Annotated in this window: 15 protein-coding genes and 2 tRNA genes; 7 read left to right on the top strand and 10 right to left on the bottom strand. The window is 39.2% G+C overall.

Annotation, left to right across the window (positions count from 1 at the left end; translation table 11 throughout):
- Positions 1-2,967, top strand: a complete 2,967-nt coding sequence (gene secDF / locus CWD90_RS01300) for a protein translocase subunit SecDF (RefSeq protein ID WP_103474114.1) — start codon at positions 1-3, stop codon at positions 2,965-2,967.
- Positions 2,968-3,016: 49 nt separating this feature from the next.
- On the opposite strand, the gene CWD90_RS01295 is transcribed toward secDF, so the two are convergent.
- From CWD90_RS01295 to folE, 7 genes are all read right to left on the bottom strand, one after another.
- Positions 3,017-4,264 (bottom strand): ATP-binding cassette domain-containing protein, encoded by a 1,248-nt coding sequence (locus tag CWD90_RS01295; protein WP_103474113.1) that lies wholly within the window; start codon positions 4,262-4,264, stop codon positions 3,017-3,019.
- 67 nt (positions 4,265-4,331) lie between these two features.
- A complete protein-coding gene (locus CWD90_RS01290) occupies positions 4,332-6,545 on the bottom strand; it encodes a carbohydrate binding family 9 domain-containing protein (RefSeq protein WP_239986427.1) in 2,214 nt (737 codons plus the stop codon).
- A gap of 76 nt (positions 6,546-6,621) precedes the next feature.
- Complete coding sequence (locus CWD90_RS01285; protein WP_103474111.1) at positions 6,622-7,113, bottom strand: DUF192 domain-containing protein; 492 nt, start codon at positions 7,111-7,113, stop codon at positions 6,622-6,624.
- 44 nt (positions 7,114-7,157) lie between these two features.
- Positions 7,158-8,126: a prolipoprotein diacylglyceryl transferase gene (gene lgt, locus CWD90_RS01280; RefSeq protein ID WP_103474110.1), complete on the bottom strand. Its 969-nt coding sequence runs from the start codon at positions 8,124-8,126 to the stop codon at positions 7,158-7,160.
- A 169-nt stretch (positions 8,127-8,295) separates the two neighbouring features.
- Positions 8,296-8,517, bottom strand: coding sequence for a membrane protein insertion efficiency factor YidD (gene yidD, locus CWD90_RS01275; RefSeq protein ID WP_103474109.1), 222 nt, complete (start codon positions 8,515-8,517; stop codon positions 8,296-8,298).
- A gap of 156 nt (positions 8,518-8,673) precedes the next feature.
- On the bottom strand, positions 8,674-10,155 hold the full coding sequence (gene cysS, locus CWD90_RS01270; protein WP_103474108.1) for a cysteine--tRNA ligase: 1,482 nt from the start codon (positions 10,153-10,155) through the stop codon (positions 8,674-8,676).
- A gap of 15 nt (positions 10,156-10,170) precedes the next feature.
- Complete coding sequence (gene folE / locus CWD90_RS01265; protein WP_103474234.1) at positions 10,171-10,851, bottom strand: GTP cyclohydrolase I FolE; 681 nt, start codon at positions 10,849-10,851, stop codon at positions 10,171-10,173.
- Positions 10,852-10,988: 137 nt separating this feature from the next.
- Between folE and CWD90_RS01260 the strand changes: the two genes are divergently transcribed.
- Together CWD90_RS01260 and CWD90_RS01255 are read left to right on the top strand one after the other, a co-directional pair.
- Positions 10,989-12,794 carry a T9SS type B sorting domain-containing protein gene (locus CWD90_RS01260; protein ID WP_103474107.1) on the top strand — a complete coding sequence of 602 codons (1,806 nt, stop codon included), beginning with the start codon at positions 10,989-10,991 and terminating at the stop codon, positions 12,792-12,794.
- Between the two features lie 221 nt (positions 12,795-13,015).
- The gene (locus tag CWD90_RS01255; protein WP_103474106.1) at positions 13,016-14,452 is read left to right on the top strand and encodes a T9SS type B sorting domain-containing protein; all 1,437 of its coding nucleotides are present in this window, start codon (positions 13,016-13,018) and stop codon (positions 14,450-14,452) included.
- A 70-nt stretch (positions 14,453-14,522) separates the two neighbouring features.
- On the opposite strand, the gene CWD90_RS01250 is transcribed toward CWD90_RS01255, so the two are convergent.
- On the bottom strand, positions 14,523-16,031 hold the full coding sequence (locus CWD90_RS01250) for an OmpP1/FadL family transporter (RefSeq protein WP_103474105.1): 1,509 nt from the start codon (positions 16,029-16,031) through the stop codon (positions 14,523-14,525).
- Positions 16,032-16,077: 46 nt separating this feature from the next.
- Entirely contained in the window at positions 16,078-17,343 is a 1,266-nt protein-coding gene (locus CWD90_RS22945) for a hypothetical protein (RefSeq protein WP_157941142.1), read from the bottom strand.
- Positions 17,344-17,442: 99 nt separating this feature from the next.
- On the opposite strand from CWD90_RS22945, the gene proS reads away from it, so the two are divergent.
- The 4 genes from proS to rpsT all read left to right on the top strand — a co-directional run bounded on the left by proS (position 17,443) and on the right by rpsT (position 19,515).
- Entirely contained in the window at positions 17,443-18,918 is a 1,476-nt protein-coding gene (gene proS, locus CWD90_RS01230) for a proline--tRNA ligase (protein WP_103474101.1), read from the top strand.
- 80 nt (positions 18,919-18,998) lie between these two features.
- Positions 18,999-19,070, top strand: a tRNA-Glu gene (locus CWD90_RS01225).
- Between the two features lie 72 nt (positions 19,071-19,142).
- A tRNA-Glu gene (locus tag CWD90_RS01220) sits at positions 19,143-19,214 on the top strand.
- A gap of 49 nt (positions 19,215-19,263) precedes the next feature.
- The gene (gene rpsT, locus CWD90_RS01215) at positions 19,264-19,515 is read left to right on the top strand and encodes a 30S ribosomal protein S20 (RefSeq protein ID WP_103474100.1); all 252 of its coding nucleotides are present in this window, start codon (positions 19,264-19,266) and stop codon (positions 19,513-19,515) included.
- A 227-nt stretch (positions 19,516-19,742) separates the two neighbouring features.
- On the opposite strand, the gene CWD90_RS01210 is transcribed toward rpsT, so the two are convergent.
- Positions 19,743-20,114 (bottom strand): putative zinc-binding protein, encoded by a 372-nt coding sequence (locus CWD90_RS01210; RefSeq protein ID WP_103474099.1) that lies wholly within the window; start codon positions 20,112-20,114, stop codon positions 19,743-19,745.
- Between the last annotated feature and the right edge of the window lie 26 nt (positions 20,115-20,140).

The following is a 20,140-nucleotide window of genomic DNA, read 5'->3' as shown; positions in this document are numbered from 1 at the left end:
ATGCAAAATAAAGGACTTATAAAGCTTTTTGCTTTTTTGTTTGGGCTAGTTAGTATTTATCAGCTATCCTACACTTTTATTACCAATAAAGTAGAAAAGGATTCAGTTGTCTTTGCTACGAACAAAATTTCGGAATCTGAGCAAGATTACCTTGAGAAAAGGGAAGCTCTAGAAGCTAAATATTTAGACTCTATAGGAGGAAATTCAATTTTGGGATTTACCACTTATGATGAAGCTAAGAAAAAGGAGCTAAATAAAGGTCTGGATTTAAAGGGAGGTATTAATGTTACCCTTCAAATATCTGTAAAGGATATTTTAAAAGGTCTGGCCAACAATACAAAGAATCCGGTTTTCAATAAAGCATTGGCCGATGCCGATGCCGCTTCCAAGAATAGTGATGCTACCTACATAGAACTGTTTTTTGAATCTTTTGAAAAGATAAAAGGAGATGCAAAATTGGCTTCTCCAGATATTTTTGCGAACAAAGGTTTGAGCGATGTCATTAATTTTCAAATGTCGGATGATCAGGTTAAACCGATCATTAGGACTAAGATCGATGAGTCCATTGTTTCGGCTTTTGAAGTGCTTCGTGAGCGTATTGATGGTTTCGGTGTAACTCAGCCCAATATTCAGCGTGAAGGTAATTCTGGTCGTATCTTGGTGGAATTGCCAGGAGCAAGGGATATTGGACGAGCACAGGATTTGTTATCTAGTACGGCTCAGTTAGAGTTTTGGGAAACTTACAAGCAGAGCAACCCTAGTTTAAGCAACTTCTTGCAAACAGCTAACGAAAGGTTAAAGACTTTGGTCGAAGTAGAAAAACCTGAAGTTATAGTAAAACCAGAATCCGAATTGGATTCCTTATTGTCAGATGTTGCTCAAGATTCATTGGATTTTTCCCAAGACGTTAACCCATTGTTTAGTTTATTGATCCCAGCTAATCCTAACGGAAATGCTTTGGTTAGCGCGGCTATTCAGGATACGGCTAAAATAGGCGAATACCTTAGGATGAAGGAAATACGTCGATTGATTCCGGGAGATATACAGTTCGTTAAATTTGTATGGGAACGTCCAACAGAAGGTTCGGAAGTTGTTGAATTATATGCTTTAAAATCCAACAGGGATAATACACCGAGAATAAGCGGTGATGTTGTGTCTGATGCTTCGGATACTTTTGATCAATATAACAAACCTGCGGTTTCAATGACCATGAATACCAAGGGGGCAAAGGAATGGGAAAAACTAACAGGTGATGCCTTTAATAATCAGACTGGTATCGCTATCGTTTTGGATAATAAGGTTTATACCGCTCCAGGTGTTTCATCAGGACCAATTTCAGGTGGTCGCTCAGAGATAACAGGAACTTTTACCATCAATGAGACCAAAGATATTGCCAACGTTTTAAGGGCAGGTAAACTGCCTGCTTCTGCAGAGATCATTCAATCGGAAATTGTAGGTCCTTCCTTAGGACAAGAAGCTATTAGCAGTGGATTCTTTTCCTTTATGATAGCTATGGCCATTGTATTGGTATGGATGGTTTTTTACTACGGTAAAGCCGGAATATTTGCAGATATCGCCCTTCTTCTAAATATCATGTTGATCTTTGGAGTATTGGTGAGCTTAAATGCTGTTTTAACCTTACCGGGAATTGCCGGTATTGTATTGACTATAGGTATGTCGGTAGATGCCAACGTACTTATTTTTGAACGTATTAAAGAGGAATTAGCGAAAGGGAAGGGGCAGAGCCAGGCAATAGCAGATGGATTTGGAAATGCACTTTCTTCTATATTGGATGCCAACATTACAACTGGTTTAACGGCGCTTATACTATTTATATTTGGTTCAGGACCAATTAAGGGTTTTGCTACCACCTTATTAATAGGTATTGTTACTTCCTTGTTTACGGCCATATTCATCACCAGACTTTTGGTTGATTGGTATGTGAGTGGAAAAGGAAAAAAATTGGATTTCTCCACGGCTATGACCAAGAATCTTTTCAAGAATATCAATATCGATTTCTTGGCCAAAAGAAAGATTGCTTATATAGCTTCTTCAATTTTGGTGGGCATAGGTCTATTTTCATTATTTACCCAAGGCATACCGCAAGGGGTAGATTTTCTTGGAGGACGTTCTTACACTGTGAGATTTGAAAAAATGGTAAACCCGTCTGAAATCGCTTCGGAACTAAATACAGTTTTCGGTAGCGGCACCAATGTTAAAACATATGGCGAGGCAAATCAAATAAAAATTACCACTGCTTATAAAGTAGATGTTGAAGGAATAGAAGTTGATAATGAAATACAGAATAAACTTTATACTTCCCTACAGAAATATATGCCCGATGGTACCAGTTTTGATGATTTTACTATCGGTAGTGGTGAAAAAGGGATTGGAATCCTTCAATCGGTTAAAGTGGGTCCAACTATAGCGGATGATATTAAAAAGAACGCCTTCTTGGCCATTATTGGGTCTTTGGCTGTAGTGTTCCTTTATATTCTTTTTAGGTTCCGTAGATGGCAGTTCTCTTTAGGTGCGGTTGCAGCTGTATTCCATGATATCTTAATCGTATTGGGTGTATTCTCTATCTTTGGTAAACTAATGCCTTTTAATATGGAGATTGACCAAGCCTTTATCGCTGCAATATTGACAGTTATTGGTTATTCATTGAATGATACGGTGGTAGTGTTCGACCGTATTAGGGAAATTATTGCCGAGAAAGGCTGGAAGGCTGGTGAAAACACCAACTTGGCACTAAACAGTACCTTGAGTAGAACCTTGAATACCTCCATGACTACCTTAGTGGTATTGTTGGCGATATTTATCTTCGGAGGTGAATCCTTAAGAGGGTTTATGTTCGCAATGATCATAGGTATTATTGTAGGTACTTATTCATCTTTGTTCATTGCAACTCCGGTAATGTTCGATACTTTGAAAAGAAAAACACAAATTGGTGACGAAGAGAAATAAGTCTCTTATCATGTATAATAAAAAAAGGCCGCTGATCAGCGGCCTTTTTTTATATGATTTTTCCAATGGATCCTTCGGACGATAATTTTAATTCGTAGAGATATTGTGGTTCCAATCCAGGTTCTTTCCTATGCGACACAAAGACAATGGCAGTTGTACTCTCTCTAGCTATTTTATTTACTAGGGCTATAAAAAGCAGTGCGCTTTCATCATCCAAACCTGCTGTAGGTTCATCCAAAATTAGTAGTGGCGGATGTTTTATCATGGCCCTGGCGGTCATAATCATACGCTGTTGTCCTGTTGAAAGGTCGGCGAAATGAACATCCCTTAGGTGCCACATGTCCAAAATAATCAGCCATTCTTTGGCAAGTGCTCTCTGATTTTCGGTGGCGATTAAATACAGTCCAACGGAGTCGTTCATTCCAGAGATGACCATGTTTAGGGCCGAATGCAGACCTGAAAACTTATCGGTCATGGAAGGGGTGTAGTATCCAATTCTTTTCTTTATATCCCAAACACTTTCTCCGGTTCCCTTTTGTTGACCAAAAAGGTATAGTTTCTGTCCGTATCCTTTATGGTTGTCCCCGGTAATCATGGATAATAGCGTTGATTTTCCACTTCCATTTTGACCTATAAGTTGCCAGAACTCCCCTTTCTTTATGGTCCAATTAATATTCTTCAGTATTTTTTTATCACCATATGCTACGCTAATTTCCTTACAGTCTATTAAAACGGATTCATTAAAGTCTGTAGGTGTAATTGGCCTGGGAATTCTTCCCGTGAAGGAGGAATTTATAGATGAAGCACTTTTTTTATCTGTCTTGAGGTCGCCGGAAAGCAATCTTATTGAAGCGTTTTCCAATATCATCCTATGATTTATAAAGGGTAGGATATCTACTTTTCTGCTTATTAACTGGATTATATAAGTGTTTTTGGCTATAAGGCCAAGAGATGCTTTTAAGTCGTTTTGGGAGTCTTTATCCAAATTATCGAAGGGATTGTCCAAAACAATAAAATCCGGCGCTACATTAAATATATATTTCAATAGCGCCTTTTTTTGTTCTCCACTGGACATCGTCTTTAGGCTTTGTTGGGTATTTTGATTAATTATCTTAATCCCGTGCCTTTCCTCTTCATCTATAAACTCATTCAATGTTATTTTGGAAAATAGGGCGCCCTTTAAATCCTGAAGATCTTCAAATCCTTTTGGGAGATCACCTTCCAAAACATTTTTTATAAAGAGATCTTTTTGGGAATTGTTATTTATAAATACGGCCCAATGTATTTTGTGAGTCATGAATATTGTCTTTTTATGCTTTGTAAAGAAAATAATTTATCGAGGGAGTTTTGGCGGATTGCTGACGTTATTTGTTGAACCAATAAGTGAATTTTAAAGTCAATGCCCAGTTTCTCCCTTCAAAAGGTTCTATAAGGTAGTTGTTGCTGTAGACTAAAAATAGGTCAGAAGCTGGCTTATAGCGCCATTGAAAACGGGAGTTTAGGTTAAAGTTCTTCGATTGTTCATTGTATTGGAATAAAGTGGCAAAGAACAATTTGTTGGTAAAGGTAACATCTACCTCTGAACCAATAAGCCAAAATTCTGTATTGTTCCAAGGTGAAGGTAGGTTGATGTTGTTGTAGCTTAAATTAGTGCTTAAGCTAACAAAGGGTTGAAAACGGTACCCTATTTCACTTATAAGGCTTGTTCTGTTGCCTCCAGAATAGTAACCTCCGAAACGCCCCCCCATGGAATAAGTGAACATACTTTGGGGTTTCGAAATAAAATCTATAGTATAGGCGTTCCAATGATGTTGGGTTCCAATATCCAGGGATTCCTTTCCTGATCTTGTAGGGTCAAAAAGGGATAGTAATTCTACGTATTCGTCGGTTACACCAACGTTTAATTTGGAACGGTCCCTAAAGTCCAGCAGGTACTCAAAAAGATTGATATTGTCTGTGCGCTCCACTTTTTCATTGAAGAAATAGCTAGTGCTTATTTTAGGCCCATGGCTTAAAATGGTACTTTTTTTTGGAAAAAATAAATGCCCTACATAAGAAGTAATGTTCATATACCCATTTCTAGGAACAAACCCCACCTCAGCGGTATAATTGTCTTCTACCGATTCTTCCTGTATGCGCCAATTCCATTTACGACTTTTGTATTCCAAATGGGCTGCTTGGGTAATGCCATTACCGTTTTTATTGGGTGCAAACGATTTCAAGATAAACGCTTTCCCTGTCCATTGGTTATTGGCGGAGGCCAAATTGTATTCCAAGCCTAAGTTTCGGTTGAACTTAGGGAAAAGTGTTCTTAGGGAATCGGTATCCTGTGGGTAATTGATGGATTCTTTATTTACAAACATTAAACCAATACTAGATCGGGCAAAAACTTTTCTTTGTAAGGAGAGTACGCCAAAGTTATGACTAGGTAGTCCTGTTTCATCTACACTGGCTGTTTGCATGTTCATTAGCCCCATGCGCCATTTATTATTTAGGTTTCCGCTTACTCTAGCTCCAGCTCTTATGGGTACCCCTAAACCTATTCTTCTGGAAAAGAAAGGACGTATGGTAGCATACCCAAAATTGGCAAATAGATCTCCGTTTTCTAAAAAGAATTGTCTTTTTTCGGGAAAAAAAAGTTCAAATCGGTCTAGATTGGTGACCTGGCGATCTACTTCAACCTGCGAGAAATCTGGATTCACTGTGAGGTCTAAATTCAAGGAAGTGCTGAGGCTGAATTTAACATCGCCTCCAATTTTTTTATCGTACTGGGTCTTGCTGTTATTTTCCCTGTCTTCACTGATTCCACCCAAGACATAAGGGATAATCGAGAAATTTGTTTTCGGGGAAGGTGGGGGCGAATCCCATACCAAGGTTCCGGTATAGGCAAGTGAAGCGGTTGGAAATTGTCTAGGAATGGGGGTCCAGCTCGATTTTTCGCCCGATTTTAGATCTAACCGGCTAAAATTGATGCCCCATTCCGTAACCCCGTCTTCATAACGAATGGATTTGAAGGGAATTGCCATTTCAAATATCCATTTTTCATCATCGCTAGTTACTGCCGAGATCCATTTACTGTCCCAATTTAGGTCAACACTTCCTCCACCATACATGGTTCCGTCCCATTGTGCTCCTGCAGCATTAGAGCCAAAGGAGTAGCCAGTTGTCTGATTGTTAAAGGGGTCCATAAACAACAGAAAGTTGTCATTTTTTCCAAAACTAAAATCCCTTCGTAACGACTCTACATAGTAAGAGCCTTTGGTAGCGTTGTAAAAAGTGGCTAATAGATAAAGGTTATTTTCGTCATAGGTCATGCGGATTTCCGATGGTTCATTGGCCTTTCCGGTATCCATAGGCAATACCATATAGAAGTTGGTGGCCACATCGGTATCTTGCCAGGCCTTATCGTTACCGGTACCGTCTATTTCAATGGGTGAGCTGGTCTTTCTTATATTTAATTGAAAGGCTTCATTTTTCTTCTGGGCAGCGGAGGGCAGGGCTAAGGCAAAAATTATTAAGGTGAGGTATGCTTTTCTGGTAGCGGACAATGGTATGGTCATTTTGTTGGTTAAGCTCACTAAATTAAGTGTTTTAAGAGAATCAAAACCGTAAAGTCAGAACTACTTTTTAAGTAAACTTCTGGCCCACTAGGGATTATGGTAATTTCTCGTAGGATATTGAATCCCCAATCTCCAAGGACCACTTATCCGCCATTCCGGCGTTTACTTCCAAAACAAACTTTACTGGCACCTCGGACGATAGGCTGTTCTCGTTTAGAGGTTGTGCATTTTTTTGAAAACTGGCAATGTGCATTTGATCGTCCACAAAAATGAGATCTAAAGGAAACTCGGTGTTTTTCATGTAAAAATAGTGCATGGACACATCATCAAACACAAATAACATCCCTTCTTTAGATTGCATTGAACTACGGTACATAAGACCTGTTTCCCTTTCGTAGTCAGTATCCGCTATCTCAATGTCCAAATTGATGATAAGGGAATCCGATTCCTTTTTCAGGATGCGGAGGTCGCCTTCTTTTTTGAAGGTAATAGGGGTTGTTTTAATTACTTTTTTAGTTTCTTCCTTGCAGGACAATTGGATAATAAAAACAACAACTAAAATTAGATAGATTTTATTATTTCTCATTTTGCAAAGATTCTGAGTTTTTTGGATCTGTAATTAGGTGTTGTCTACTTTCTTGATGTTCCGGGTTTTGGTCTAAGAATATAATAGAATCCTACCAGAATAAATGGTATGCTCAACCACTGGCCGGTAGATAATAACCCAAGGGAGTCCTCAAAGCCGCCTTGACTCTTCTTTACGTATTCCACAAAGAAACGCACCGTCCATAATAGTACTAAGAATACACCAAAAAGGTATCCAAGCTTTTCCTTTTTATCAGTTTTCCAATATAAAAAATACAAAATGGCAAAGACGAAAATGTAACATAAACCTTCATATAGTTGGGCTGGATGCCTATAGGGTATTGCCTCCAAATATTCTGAAAACCTAGGATCTTTTTCAATAAGATTGTAGGCGGCATTCACTGTTTTTTCTTTGGTAATGGACAAGGCCTTGTAGGCGGGCATGTCATCAGAGTCACGTACGAACCTTGTAGCAAGTGCATAAGATTTTTCTACAGGTTTGCCGTTGATTTCGGAATTGAAGAAATTTCCCAATCGTACACAAAAAGCACCAATAGACACTGGTATAACGATTCTATCCAGAATCCAGAGAATTTTAAATTCAGGAAATTTTCTGGTATAGAGGTACATGCCTATTATGATTCCAATGGCCGCACCATGACTGGCCAAGCCGGTAAATCCGGTAAATTCATAACCATTTATAAATCCGAAAAGGGTGCTGTCTGCACTCTCTCTTATAGGTAGCAAAATCTCCAACACATGGTTCTGATAATAAGGCCAATCGTAAAAGATTACATGACCCAGTCTAGCGCCCAACATGGTAGCCAAAACAGTGTATATGAAAAGGGAGTCTAACTGTTCAAGGGATTTTTTTTCCTTTAAAAAGATCTTCTTCATTAGGTACCATCCTAAAGCGAAAGCAATTATCCAGAGAAGATTGTAATATTTTATTTGTAATACCCCAATTTTGAAAAGTGTATCGGCGGGGTTCCAAGTAAAGCCTAAAAAGTACATCTACAATTTTTTTAAGGGACTAAGATAAGTAAATACTGGAAAGAAAAGTGGACGGAAATGTTTAAATGTTATAAATAGAAATATGGTAATGTGTTTATCCGTAATTATGCAACATTAAGGCTTTGGGGTATTTTTAAAACCAGAAATTAGAAAGTTCGTGATTAACCAATTATGGAACAGGGTCGTACCCACTTCCTCCCCATGGTTGACAGCTAAAAATTCTTTTTATGGAGAGCCAACCTCCTTTGAATAAACCGTGCTTTTGCAATGCTTCCAAAGTGTATTGTGAACATGTGGGGGAATAGCGGCATGAGGCAGGGGTAAGCGGTGAGATAAAATTCTGGTAAAACTTTACCAATAGGATAAAGGGGGCAATTAATGCTTTTTTCATCTATTTAGAATTTTGTATTAATTGGAAAATGACCTTAATAAAAATTTTCTTCCGGAATCAAACACTTCACTTTCGCACAAAAAATTTAATTATTTCGATTGGAAAGGGAAAAAATAATTTTATACATACCATAGCTTTAAAAAGATACTGCCTAATTTAAGATAGGCTGAAGGTAGTGCCGTCTTTGCCATCATTCAACTGAATGCCCATCTCTGCTAATTGGTCCCTTATTTTGTCTGATGTGGAAAAATCCTTATTGGCTCGTGCTTCGTTCCTCAATTGGATCAATAGCCCAACAACATCGCCTAATTTATCCGAATTTAGTGCAGCATTATTCTGATTTTCCAATCCCAATAAGTTAAAAGCAAAAATATGCATAGTCTCTATTAAAAGCTCCTTGTCCTTTTCAGTTATGGTTTCTTTGCCTTCTTTAATTAAGTTGATGTGCTTTACTACTTCAAATAAATTGGCAGTAAGCATTGGAGTATTAAAATCATCGTTCATGGCATCATACCCTTTCTGTTTCCATCCCTCTACACTAAAGGTGGATAATGAAGATGTAGGTAGGTTTTCGAGGGCGCCAATTGCATCCATCAGTTTTTGATAGCCTTTTTCAGAAGCCAAAAGTGCCTCATTGCTTAGGTCCAATATACTCGTATAATGTGCCTGCATCATAAAAAAGCGGACTACAGATGGTGTGTATGGTTTGCTAAGGATGTTATTCTCTCCAGAAAACATTTCGTTGGGTAAGATATTGTTCCCTGTAGACTTGGCCATTTTTTTGCCATTCAAGGTAAGCATGTTGGCGTGGAGCCAGTATTTTACCGGCGCATGCCCGTTGCTAGCTTCAGCTTGGGCAATTTCACATTCATGATGTGGAAATTTAAGGTCCATACCGCCACCATGAATGTCAAAAGTTTCTCCGAGGTATTTTGTGCTCATGGCGGTGCATTCCAAATGCCAGCCGGGAAAACCATCTCCCCAGGGAGAAGGCCATCTCATGATATGCTGCACCTCGGCCTTTTTCCATAAGGCAAAATCTTGTGGACTCTTTTTTTCGTCCTGTGCGGCCAATTCACGCGTATTGGCAATCATATCTTCCAATTTCCTCCCGCTTAGCTTGCCGTACTCATAGGTTTTGTTGAATTTTTCAACATCAAAATAAACAGAACCATTAATTTCATAAGCATATCCTTTTTCTAGAATATTCTTTATGATTTCAATTTGTTCAATGATATGTCCCGTTGCAGTAGGTTCGATGCTAGGGGGTAATAAATTGAATTTTTGAAGGATATTGTGAAAATCCAAGGTGTACTGCTGTACCACTTCCATCGGCTCCAATTGTTCCAATCGCGCTTTTTTCGCAATCTTATCCTCGCCGTCTTCGGCATCATTCTCCAAATGTCCGGCGTCCGTAATATTTCGTACATAGCGAACCTTATATCCCAGATGTTTTAAATACCTAAAGATCATATCGAAAGACATGAAGGTTCGGCAGTTACCCAAATGCACATTGCTGTAAACGGTTGGTCCACAGACGTACATTCCCACATGACTTTCGCTTAACGGTTCAAAATCTTCCTTTTTTCCAGAAAGGGAATTGTAAACTTTTAATTTTTGACTTTGGTACAATGGCATTTTAAGGCGGGGCAATTAGAATTTAGTTTCAATGTTGATATAGTCCAAAAATTCTCGTCTAACGGTATCATTTTTAAATTTACCCCCGTATTCGGCGGTTACTGTACTGCTTTCGATATCACGTATACCACGGGAATTTACACATAAATGTTTGGCATCTATAACACAGGCGACATCTTCCGTGCCTAAAACTTCTTGAAGTTCCCTGACAATCTGAATGGTAAGTCGCTCTTGAACCTGCGGTCTTTTGGCATAAAAATCAACGATCCTGTTCATTTTTGATAGGCCAACCACGGTGCCTTTGGAAATATAAGCTACGTGTGCTTTACCAACTATGGGTAGTAAGTGGTGTTCACAGGTAGAGTATAATGTAATGTTTTTTTCCACCAACATTTCGCCGTACTTATACTTGTTGTCGAAAGTGGATGATTTCGGTCGCCGTTTTGGATTTAGTCCTCCAAAAATTTCTTGAACGAACATTTTGGCTACCCTATTCGGGGTACCCTTTAGGCTATCGTCCTCTAGGTCTAAGCCCAAGGTCAACATTATTTCGTTTACGCTACCCCTTATACGGGCTATTTTTTCTTCATCACTTAGCACAAATGCATCCTTACGTAAAGGTGTGTCTTCAGCAGCGGAAACATGATCGTCTCCTAACTCTTCAAAATGCTTTTCCAATGCGTTATTAATTTTCATTAAAATATTGCTTTTTAAGGCAGCAAAGATATACATTAAATGCCACTTTATACCATGTTTGCTTCGTTACACAACATAAATTAGTGTTAACTAGATGAGGGGGTTACTTTTGAAATTCCCAAATTTTGTAGGTATTCATGAACAGGTTGGTCGTCATTTTTGGTTGTATTTGGTTTCTAGGTGCCAATTTGGCCATGGCTCAAGTGGCTCAAGATTGTTCAAATGCAGTACCTATTTGCAATAACACACCAGTCAATGGTGGTACCACAGGTTTTGGTTCGGACGATTTTAATGGGGCTGTAGCATCTGGTTGTTTGGAAAAAACAGGTTCTGGGTCAATAGAATCCAATGCTGCCTGGTATAGATTTAGGACAAATGCTTCTGGTCAATTGGGTTTTAATATAGGTTTTGACACCAATGAAGATTGGGATTTTGCACTTTATAGGGCCAGTAATTGTAATTCTCTAGGTGACCCGATAAGATGTAATTTCTTTGATAATAGGGAGGCCAATAGTTTTATTGGTGTAGGAGAGGACCCAAAAGGAGCTGCCAACAATGTACAGTATGAGGAGTGGTTGGAGGTTTTGCCCGGTGAGGATTATTACTTGTTGGTCAATAATTTTAGTAATATCAATTCCGGATTTTCTATACAATTCACAGGTCAAATTTTTGTATCCAACCCTTTTGATGCCTTGGACTGTTCAATTATCAGCAATCTTTTGGGGCCACCCATCGCTGCTTGTAACAACGAAAACATTGTTTTGGATGCCACTACGGCTGATGTGGTGAGCTATACTTGGTACAAGGATGTGGGGAACGGATATACCCAAATTCTTGGAGAGAGTTCCGCTACCCTTACGGTCTTGGATGCAGCCTTTTACAGGGTGGAGGTCATTACCCAATCCCAGAATAATATTATCAGTGATGTTCAGGTGGGTTTTTCTACAGCACCAACGACATTCCCTGTAAATGATGAAAACACCTGCTTGGATGCCGAATACTTTAATTTTAGTGAAAAGGACCAAATGGCCTTGGGTGGACAATCCGCAGGAGAGGTTATTATATCCTATCATGCGACTAGCGGTAATGCTGATGCAGGAATAAATGCACTGTCTTTGGAATATAAATTAGTGTCAGGGGAACAACAGATTTACATTAGGGCCACCTCAGTGCAGAATCCTAGATGTTATGATGCTTCCCAAGACTTTAAATTAACGGCACATATACCTTTGGTGCCTGATTTTCCTTTGGAGGTATTTCTTTGTGAAGGGGAACTTAGTGCTGTTATTGGAGTGTCGTCCCCGGATACGGACTATAATTATCAATGGAGTACTGGCGAAATAACTTCCAATATAACAGTTACTCAAGGAGGTGAATATTCCTTGACAATAAGTGATAAACTTGGTGAATCTACCTGCGACAATACTTTTGTGATTACCGTCTATGCTTCCAAGACACCGCATATTAAGGAGGTCGTTGTTGATGATTTACAGGATAGCAATACCATTACTATTATACCGGATAGGGAAGGTGATTTTGAATATCGTTTGGATGATGGGAAATATCAGGAGGAAAATATTTTTTATAACGTACTTCCCGGTGCACATAAAATAACGTTAAATGATATGAATGGTTGTGGGACTGCTACAGAAAGCATAGTTGTGGTGGGGTTTCCTAAATTTTTTACCCCAAATGGGGATGGGGCCAATGACATATGGAATATTGTAGGTATTTCCAGTTTGGAAGAACCAATGCTTTTTGTTTATGATAGGTATGGGAAGTTGCTTAAACAACTATCCCGTAATAGTTTGGGTTGGGACGGAACTTATAATGGAGTGGCATTACCTTCGGACGATTATTGGTTTAAGTTGAGCTTTTTGGATCACAATGGGCAACGTACAACCGCAAAGTATGTTAATAATCATTTCTCTTTAAAGCGATAATGGGCAATAGTCCGATAACGGTCTTGGTTGTTTGTTGAAACTAAATTCACCCATTTCGGTGAGACACATTATCTAAAGATTCTCATTCATTGAAGGATTGTTGCTTTCAGAGGCAACGGGGGTTACCTCAGTTTTTGTGATAAATTATACCCCATTTATACTAAATCTTTTTCATAAGAGTTATTATACTTGACTTAAGTATATATTTAGCCCCAAAACCTATGCGAACATTTACCTGTTCTATATGTCTTATATTTCTGTTTGTCAGTAATATACGTGCCCAAAATTCACCTGATTGTAGGAGTGCCATTCCTGTTTGTGCAGATGGCCAGCCAATTATGCCAATTGTTGATGGCAGTGGTGATATAGACGATTTTGATCCTGATGTAATTAGGCAAAGTGGTTGTTTGGAGAAAGGAAGTGTAAGTTCTGCGAATATCGAAAACAACACCTCTTGGTTCGTTTTTAGAGCAGGTACAGGCGGTCAGGTAGGTTTTGACATTGAGGCTTTGCCGGTAACGGGTACTACAATAACAGCGGAGTGGGACTTTGCGGTTTATGGTCCTTATGATCAGACCAGTGGGCAAAATTTCTGTTCGATTATAGGAAGTGGATCAGAACCTATCCGTTGCAATTATGAAGCCAATAATACGCGTTTCACAGGAATAGGGATTAATCCGGAGAATGGGGATGTGGGTGCTCCTTTTTTAAAGCAAAGCCAAAACACATATGACGAATGGTTAGATGTACTCCCAGGAGAAATCTACTATATTTTCATTAATAATTTCAACACCAATTTCGATGATGATGCCGAGCAATTTTCATTGACTTTTACGGGTAGTTCGGTTGATGCCGATCAAGATAATGCGTTGGATTGTACCTTACGTGACGAATTTTTAGGATTGGATATAATTGCTTGTGAGGGTGATCCGGACATCACCTTATCTGCACAAAATTCTCCTTTTGGACCTGATATTGCAACTGTTGTTTGGACTGTAGATTATGAGGACGATGGCGTTATTGATGCCACCTTGCTGGGATCCGGACCTTCCAATGCCGAATTGGTGGTGAGCAGCCCCAATTCTGGACGCTATTTTGTAGAACTGACCAACAGTTTTGGAAATGATGTAGGTGATAATATACTAATCACCTTTTTTGGAACCCCGGTTTTACAGGAAGTAATCGTTAGGGATGATCTTTCCGATAATAATATTGTGGAATTTGTAATGTTGAGGCCAGAGGGGAGTTATGAATACGCTATAAATGGAGGGGAATTTCAGGATGATCCCGTTTTTAACAATGTGCCGCCAGGCGTAAATACGGTTATTATAAACGATAAAAATGGCTGCGGTATTACGGAGCCCATAGAATTTTTAGTGGTCGGGTATCCCAAGTTTTTTACACCCAATGCCGATGGTATACATGACCGTTGGAATGTATATGGAATCTCTACCCTGATCGATCCTGTAGTGTTTATATTTGATCGCTACGGAAAATTGCTGAAACAGATAGATGAAACCACTATTGGGTGGGACGGTACTTTCAATGGAAGGCCTATGCCATCATCGGATTATTGGTTTAGGATGGATTATTCCCGTGATGAAGATGGTATTATAGTGGCGCGAGCTATTAGGACCCACTTTACATTGAAGCGATAGCTGTTATAAAGATTAGAAACAAAAAAGACGGGATTTGCCCGTCTTTTTTGTTTCTAAAATACTGTGCTCGTTAAAAGTTCAAGGTATAGCCTAAGCTGATCACTGAGTTCTTATTGGTAATGCTGGCCGGGGTAGGAAGGCCAATATCAAAAAGTTGTTTGTTAATGTCCTGGGTGGCGTAGTTATAGGATAGGTCTAGCCTGCTTCCTCCAAAATTATAACCAAGACCACCAGAATAACCATTTAAATCGCCTATGGTTCCTCCATTGGCATACGGACTTTGTTCAAATCTATAACCAGCCCTTAAGCTAAGCGCTTGAATACGGTACTCCCCACCCAATCTAAAAGTAGAAACAGTACTTAATTTGTCCGATATATAGTTGTTTTCTGAGGCAAAACTTGGGTCTGAACCAGGTCTTAATTCAGCCTTTGACATGTCTTGATATCCATAATCAAAACTTATAAGTCCATCCTGGCCAAAAATAATAGCTAAGCTGCCGGTTAATTTAGCAGGTATTTTTATTGTGTAATCTTCAAAAACGTTAATGATATTAAAGTTGATGTATGAAATATCACCATCTGCCAGATTAGAATTTATTTTTTGAGAGGTTTCATCAGACAACCTGTACCAAGTAGGGGATTGGTAACTAGCGCCAATTCGAAAATTTTCATTTAATTTTCCAATGGCCCCTGCACTAAAGGAGAAACCACTCCCTTGAGTTCTTAGAAAGTTGTCGAAGCTTATGTTTTGAATATCCGAATCAGTATCGAAACCTCTTTCGGTCAATTGGGTAAGTTTATCCAGAAATACACTGTGAATGTTCATGGAGGCTCCCACATATAGATTGTCGCCATACTGTGAGGCCAGGTTAGCGGTAAACTTACTATTATATCCCGAACTACTTTGCGAGTAATTCTGGTTAACATTACTGTATTTGGCGTTGGAGAGGTAATCGGTATTGTTGTCGTCCGAGAAATCCACAGGATCTATAATACCGCCATAGTAACCTAAAAACGCCTGTTGGTCCACAAAGCCTAAATTTGCACCAATATCTAGATAGGCCTCTTCTATAAATTCATCGTCCTGTCTTAAAATTGGTCCCAATGGTACTCCATTGGCTAAATCTAAAAAGTAATTGTCAATACCTTGATCGCTATTGCCAGAAACAAAGACATCGTCATCAAAATTTTTAATTAGATCATAATTAAATGCCAATGAAACCTTTTTCCATGGAGAGCTGCTGTTGGTGCTTTTAAATACAAAAACACCTCCTATTTGATTAAGATCTACTGAGTTCAATGAGGTGCTGGAGCTGCTGTTGAAATAGGTGGCATCATTTTTAACATTGTAATTTGATCCCGTAAAGGACAATAAGCTGTTGTTAAAAACGGCAGAACCTGCAGGATTTATATTTAGAGATGATAAATCACCTCCCAAAGCGCCAAAAGCACCATTTAATCCTTGAAAACGAGCGGATCCGTAAGAGCTTTCCCCATTCAACCTTAAAACATCATTAATGTTCTGGGCGCTGGCGAAGGCACATACCAATAGTAGAATGAAAGTGTGATTCCTTTTCATTTTAATTATTTTAGAAAGTTTTTATTGAAATTAGGGGCCATATTGTTTAGTTGCGTCTACCACTACTTCTACTGCTAGAAGATGACGATCTTGAAGAAGAAGAACTGCTAGAACTTCTCACGTTACCGCTGGAACTACTAGAGCTACTAGAACTTCTTACGCTACCGCTGGATGATCTTGATGGAGTACTGCTAGAGTTACTTCTATAAGTTCCACTAGATGATTTTGTTGGACTAGAGCTTCTGTAGGTTCCATTGGACGACCTTGAAGGACTGCTGCTAGAACTTCTATATGTAGAGGTTCTGGGTGCTGTGCCTTTATAGGTGCTACTGTTAGGTGTACCGCTTCTATACGTCTGATTGCTTCTTGAACTGCTATTATATCTAGGCACTGCCCTTGTACTTCTGCTGGTGCGGTAAGAACGGTTTCTTTCCAAGGCATCAACCCCTACATTGCTCCGTGATGTGGTGCTGCTTCGGTTGATGTTGCTTCGGGAAGTAGTAGTGCTTCTGTATCTACTAGTGCTTGAAGGACTGGTAGTATTTAAATTGGATCTACCTCTTAAGGCAGTGCTTCTTAAAGCGGGATTAGAGTTGTAAACACCTCTCCTGCTGGCGCTATAAGCATAATTTCTGTTGTTGTAATTATTGCCAAACCTATTATGGGAATAGTAATAAGGGTTGTTATAATATCGAGAGTAGTAAGGGGAATAGTAGTAAGGACTATAATAGCCTCCCCAACCATAGGAATAACCGTAACCTCCCCAGCCCCAGTTGTTCCAACCCGATCCGTATCGGTTCCATCTCCATGGATTGTGGTATCCGTAATTACCGCCATAGTAGCCACCGTATAAACCGCCGTATCCCCATCCATATGGTGAGCCTCCCCAGCCCCAGTTGTCGTGTATGTTTATACTAACGCTTGTAGTGTTATCTCCCCAAGAGCCATAACCGTTATAATCATTATAGTTGCCATCGTAACCCCGGTCCTGATTCATATTCAGGCTGTCGTTTTCTACATTGCTATAATATCCATCAACATCTGTGAATACTTCGTTATCCAGGATTTCTCCATACTCATCGGCTTTTTGTCCAAAAAAATCACCATAGGTATTCTGTTGAGGAGTAACTTGTTGGTTTCTTGGCGGATTGGTAACGCGAACTTGCTCAGTTCTTTCGATTCTATCTGAATAGATGCCGTCATTATCGTAGTATGAAGCTTGTTGATAAGAACCGCAAGATGCCAATACTATGCTAAGAATTACAACAGTTGCTGCAATATGTATTCTTCGGTGGGGTAGAGAATGTATCATCGCTGTAAATTTAATTGTTGAACATTGTAAAAATAGTTAGTTTTGCCGAACTATTTTATTTAAATATAAGGTCGCAAGTTTTGTGCCAAACTTACTAGTATGGGTAAAAATTTAACGAAAAGAGCAGAGGATTATTCCAAATGGTATAATGAACTTGTTGTAAAAGCGGATTTAGCAGAAAATTCTGGGGTTAGGGGCTGTATGGTCATTAAACCCTATGGTTACGCGATTTGGGAAAAGATACAGGCCCAATTAGATAAAATGTTCAAGGAAACAGGACATGAGAATGCCTATTTCCCTTTATTTATACCTAAATCTTACTTGAGCAAAGAGGCTAGTCATGTGGAGGGCTTTGCCAAGGAATGTGCTGTAGTAACACACTATAGATTGAAGAATGCGGAAGATGGTAGTGGTATAATTGTGGACCCTGATGCCAAGTTGGAGGAAGAGCTTATTGTTAGGCCAACTTCGGAAACCATTATTTGGGACACCTATAGAAGATGGATCCAGTCTTATCGCGATCTACCACTATTGATCAATCAATGGGCCAATGTGGTGCGTTGGGAAATGCGTACGCGCCTATTCTTGCGAACGGCAGAATTTTTATGGCAAGAGGGTCATACCGCACATGCTACGGAAAAGGAAGCCATAGCAGAAGCGGAACTAATGATGAATGTTTATGCGGAATTTGCAGAAAATTACATGGCCATGCCGGTCATAAAAGGGACTAAAACAGCCAGTGAGCGTTTTGCAGGAGCTTTGGAAACCTATTGTATAGAGGCTTTAATGCAAGATGGTAAAGCTTTGCAGGCAGGTACGTCCCATTTCCTCGGACAAAATTTCGCAAAGGCTTTTGATGTGAAATTTGCGACGAAGGAAGGAGTGCAAGAATATGTTTGGGCAACTTCTTGGGGAGTTTCCACTAGACTAATGGGGGCGTTGATTATGACTCATAGCGATGATAACGGACTTGTTTTGCCTCCAAAACTGGCTCCAATACAAGTGGTGATTGTTCCAATTTATAAAGGGGAAGATCAATTGGATGCTATTTCAGAAAGAGTAGCTCCTTTGGTTAAGGAATTACGCTCTAAAGGAATCTCGGTAAAATACGATAACAGGGATACCCACAAGCCAGGATTTAAGTTCAATGAGTACGAGTTAAAAGGAGTGCCGGTTCGTTTGGCCATAGGACAGCGGGATATGGATAATGGCACTTTTGAGATAGCTAGAAGGGATACTTTTGAAAAAGAAACCGTAAATGCCGATGACGTAGTGGCTAAAATTGAATTTTTGATGGAGGATATTCAGACAAATATTCACAATAAGGCCTTGGAACATAGAAGAACTCACATTACTGAGGTGAATTCTTATGAAGAATTTAAGGATGTTCTGGAAAAGAAAGGAGGATTCTTGTCGGCACATTGGGATGGGACTTCGGAAACGGAAGAATTGGTCAAAGAGCAAACAAAAGCTACTATTCGCTGTATTCCGATAGATGCAAAAGAGGAAGCTGGAGTGTGTATGGTGACAGGAAAACCATCCTCAAAAAGAGTGCTTTTTGCCAAGGCATATTAAAAGATTTTAAAAAATTTTATTTAGGTCTTGCGATAGTAAAAAATAATTGTATTTTTGCATCCGCAATTATGCGATTTAATGGTCCGTTCGTCTAGGGGTTAGGACGCCAGGTTTTCATCCTGGTAACAGGGGTTCGATTCCCCTACGGACTACTAAAGTTATTTTGAAATTTTGGGGTATTGATTTCGATGTTAAAATTGTTTCAATACTTAAAGCCAAAAAATGGTCCGTTCGTCTAGGGGTTAGGACGCCAGGTTTTCATCCTGGTAACAGGGGTTCGATTCCCCTACGGACTACACAGTAGATTTCGGGGTTTATCCCACTAAAAAATTAATTAAATAGAAAATGGCAAATCATAAGTCAGCATTAAAGAGGATTAGAAGGAACGAAGCGGTAAGGTTACGTAACAGGTACCAGCACAAAACAACTCGTAACGCGATTAGAAGATTGCGTACAGAGGAGGATAAGAAAGCTGCTGAGACTTTGTTGCCAAGCGTGGTAAGTATGATCGATAGATTGGCTAAGCGCAATATTATCCATTCCAATAAGGCTGCAAACTTGAAGAGCAAGTTGACAAAGCAAATAGCTGCGCTATAAGTTTTATATTTTATATTAAGGAACGCCCTTCGTAAGAATGGGCGTTTTTTTGTTTTCAAAATCTGCCATTAAATTTCCCAGAATGGGGCTAGGTTTTAGGAGGTTATTAAAAGTAAATTCTGTTAAAAAAGGAACATTGTTTTAATTCGCTTCTATGGGTGGAGGTTCATGGAGGGAAAGGTAAACCACAACAGCTATTAATCAACAATTGCAGACGGCCTCCGTATTTACAGCTTGTTAATTTTTTTTACAATTTGCTCAAAAATATCCAAGCTATCATCCAATCTTAAATTGACATTATATTTTTTCTTTAGATCATAATCCGTTAAAATGATATGTTCATTAGGTTCGATGTCAATATTCTTAAGACATTCTTTGGCACATTGAAGAGGGCATCCGTCAATAACAACTATCGGCCTATTTGATCTGGCCTTTTTTACAAGTGATTTGACTTTGCCGCCAACCCCAGCTATACAGGACATCTCAGCAATACCATCGGAATTTATTTTTACGGCAATATCGTTCGCCAATTGCGCCACATTGCTACAGCCGGAACAGGAATATATTAGAGGTACCGTACTTTGACTATGTTTTTCCATTGTTACAATTTTAGAATTTTTGTAAA

The sequence above is a fragment of the Arenibacter catalasegens genome (assembly GCF_002909235.1).
Classification (GTDB): domain Bacteria; phylum Bacteroidota; class Bacteroidia; order Flavobacteriales; family Flavobacteriaceae; genus Arenibacter; species Arenibacter catalasegens.
Note: the sequence above shows the minus strand (reverse complement) of the source record. Positions and strands in the feature narration are given on the sequence as shown.

Coding starts and splice junctions, on each gene's coding strand:
- CWD90_RS22945 (WP_157941142.1), bottom strand. CDS start 17,343: ATGATACATTCTCTACCCCACCGAAGAATACATATTGCAGCAACTGTT.
- proS (WP_103474101.1), top strand. CDS start 17,443: ATGGGTAAAAATTTAACGAAAAGAGCAGAGGATTATTCCAAATGGTAT.
- yidD (WP_103474109.1), bottom strand. CDS start 8,517: ATGAAAAAAGCATTAATTGCCCCCTTTATCCTATTGGTAAAGTTTTAC.
- CWD90_RS01285 (WP_103474111.1), bottom strand. CDS start 7,113: ATGAGAAATAATAAAATCTATCTAATTTTAGTTGTTGTTTTTATTATC.
- CWD90_RS01295 (WP_103474113.1), bottom strand. CDS start 4,264: ATGACTCACAAAATACATTGGGCCGTATTTATAAATAACAATTCCCAA.
- cysS (WP_103474108.1), bottom strand. CDS start 10,155: ATGCCATTGTACCAAAGTCAAAAATTAAAAGTTTACAATTCCCTTTCT.
- CWD90_RS01260 (WP_103474107.1), top strand. CDS start 10,989: ATGAACAGGTTGGTCGTCATTTTTGGTTGTATTTGGTTTCTAGGTGCC.
- lgt (WP_103474110.1), bottom strand. CDS start 8,126: ATGTACTTTTTAGGCTTTACTTGGAACCCCGCCGATACACTTTTCAAA.
- CWD90_RS01210 (WP_103474099.1), bottom strand. CDS start 20,114: ATGGAAAAACATAGTCAAAGTACGGTACCTCTAATATATTCCTGTTCC.
- secDF (WP_103474114.1), top strand. CDS start 1: ATGCAAAATAAAGGACTTATAAAGCTTTTTGCTTTTTTGTTTGGGCTA.
- folE (WP_103474234.1), bottom strand. CDS start 10,851: ATGAAAATTAATAACGCATTGGAAAAGCATTTTGAAGAGTTAGGAGAC.
- CWD90_RS01250 (WP_103474105.1), bottom strand. CDS start 16,031: ATGAAAAGGAATCACACTTTCATTCTACTATTGGTATGTGCCTTCGCC.
- CWD90_RS01255 (WP_103474106.1), top strand. CDS start 13,016: ATGCGAACATTTACCTGTTCTATATGTCTTATATTTCTGTTTGTCAGT.
- rpsT (WP_103474100.1), top strand. CDS start 19,264: ATGGCAAATCATAAGTCAGCATTAAAGAGGATTAGAAGGAACGAAGCG.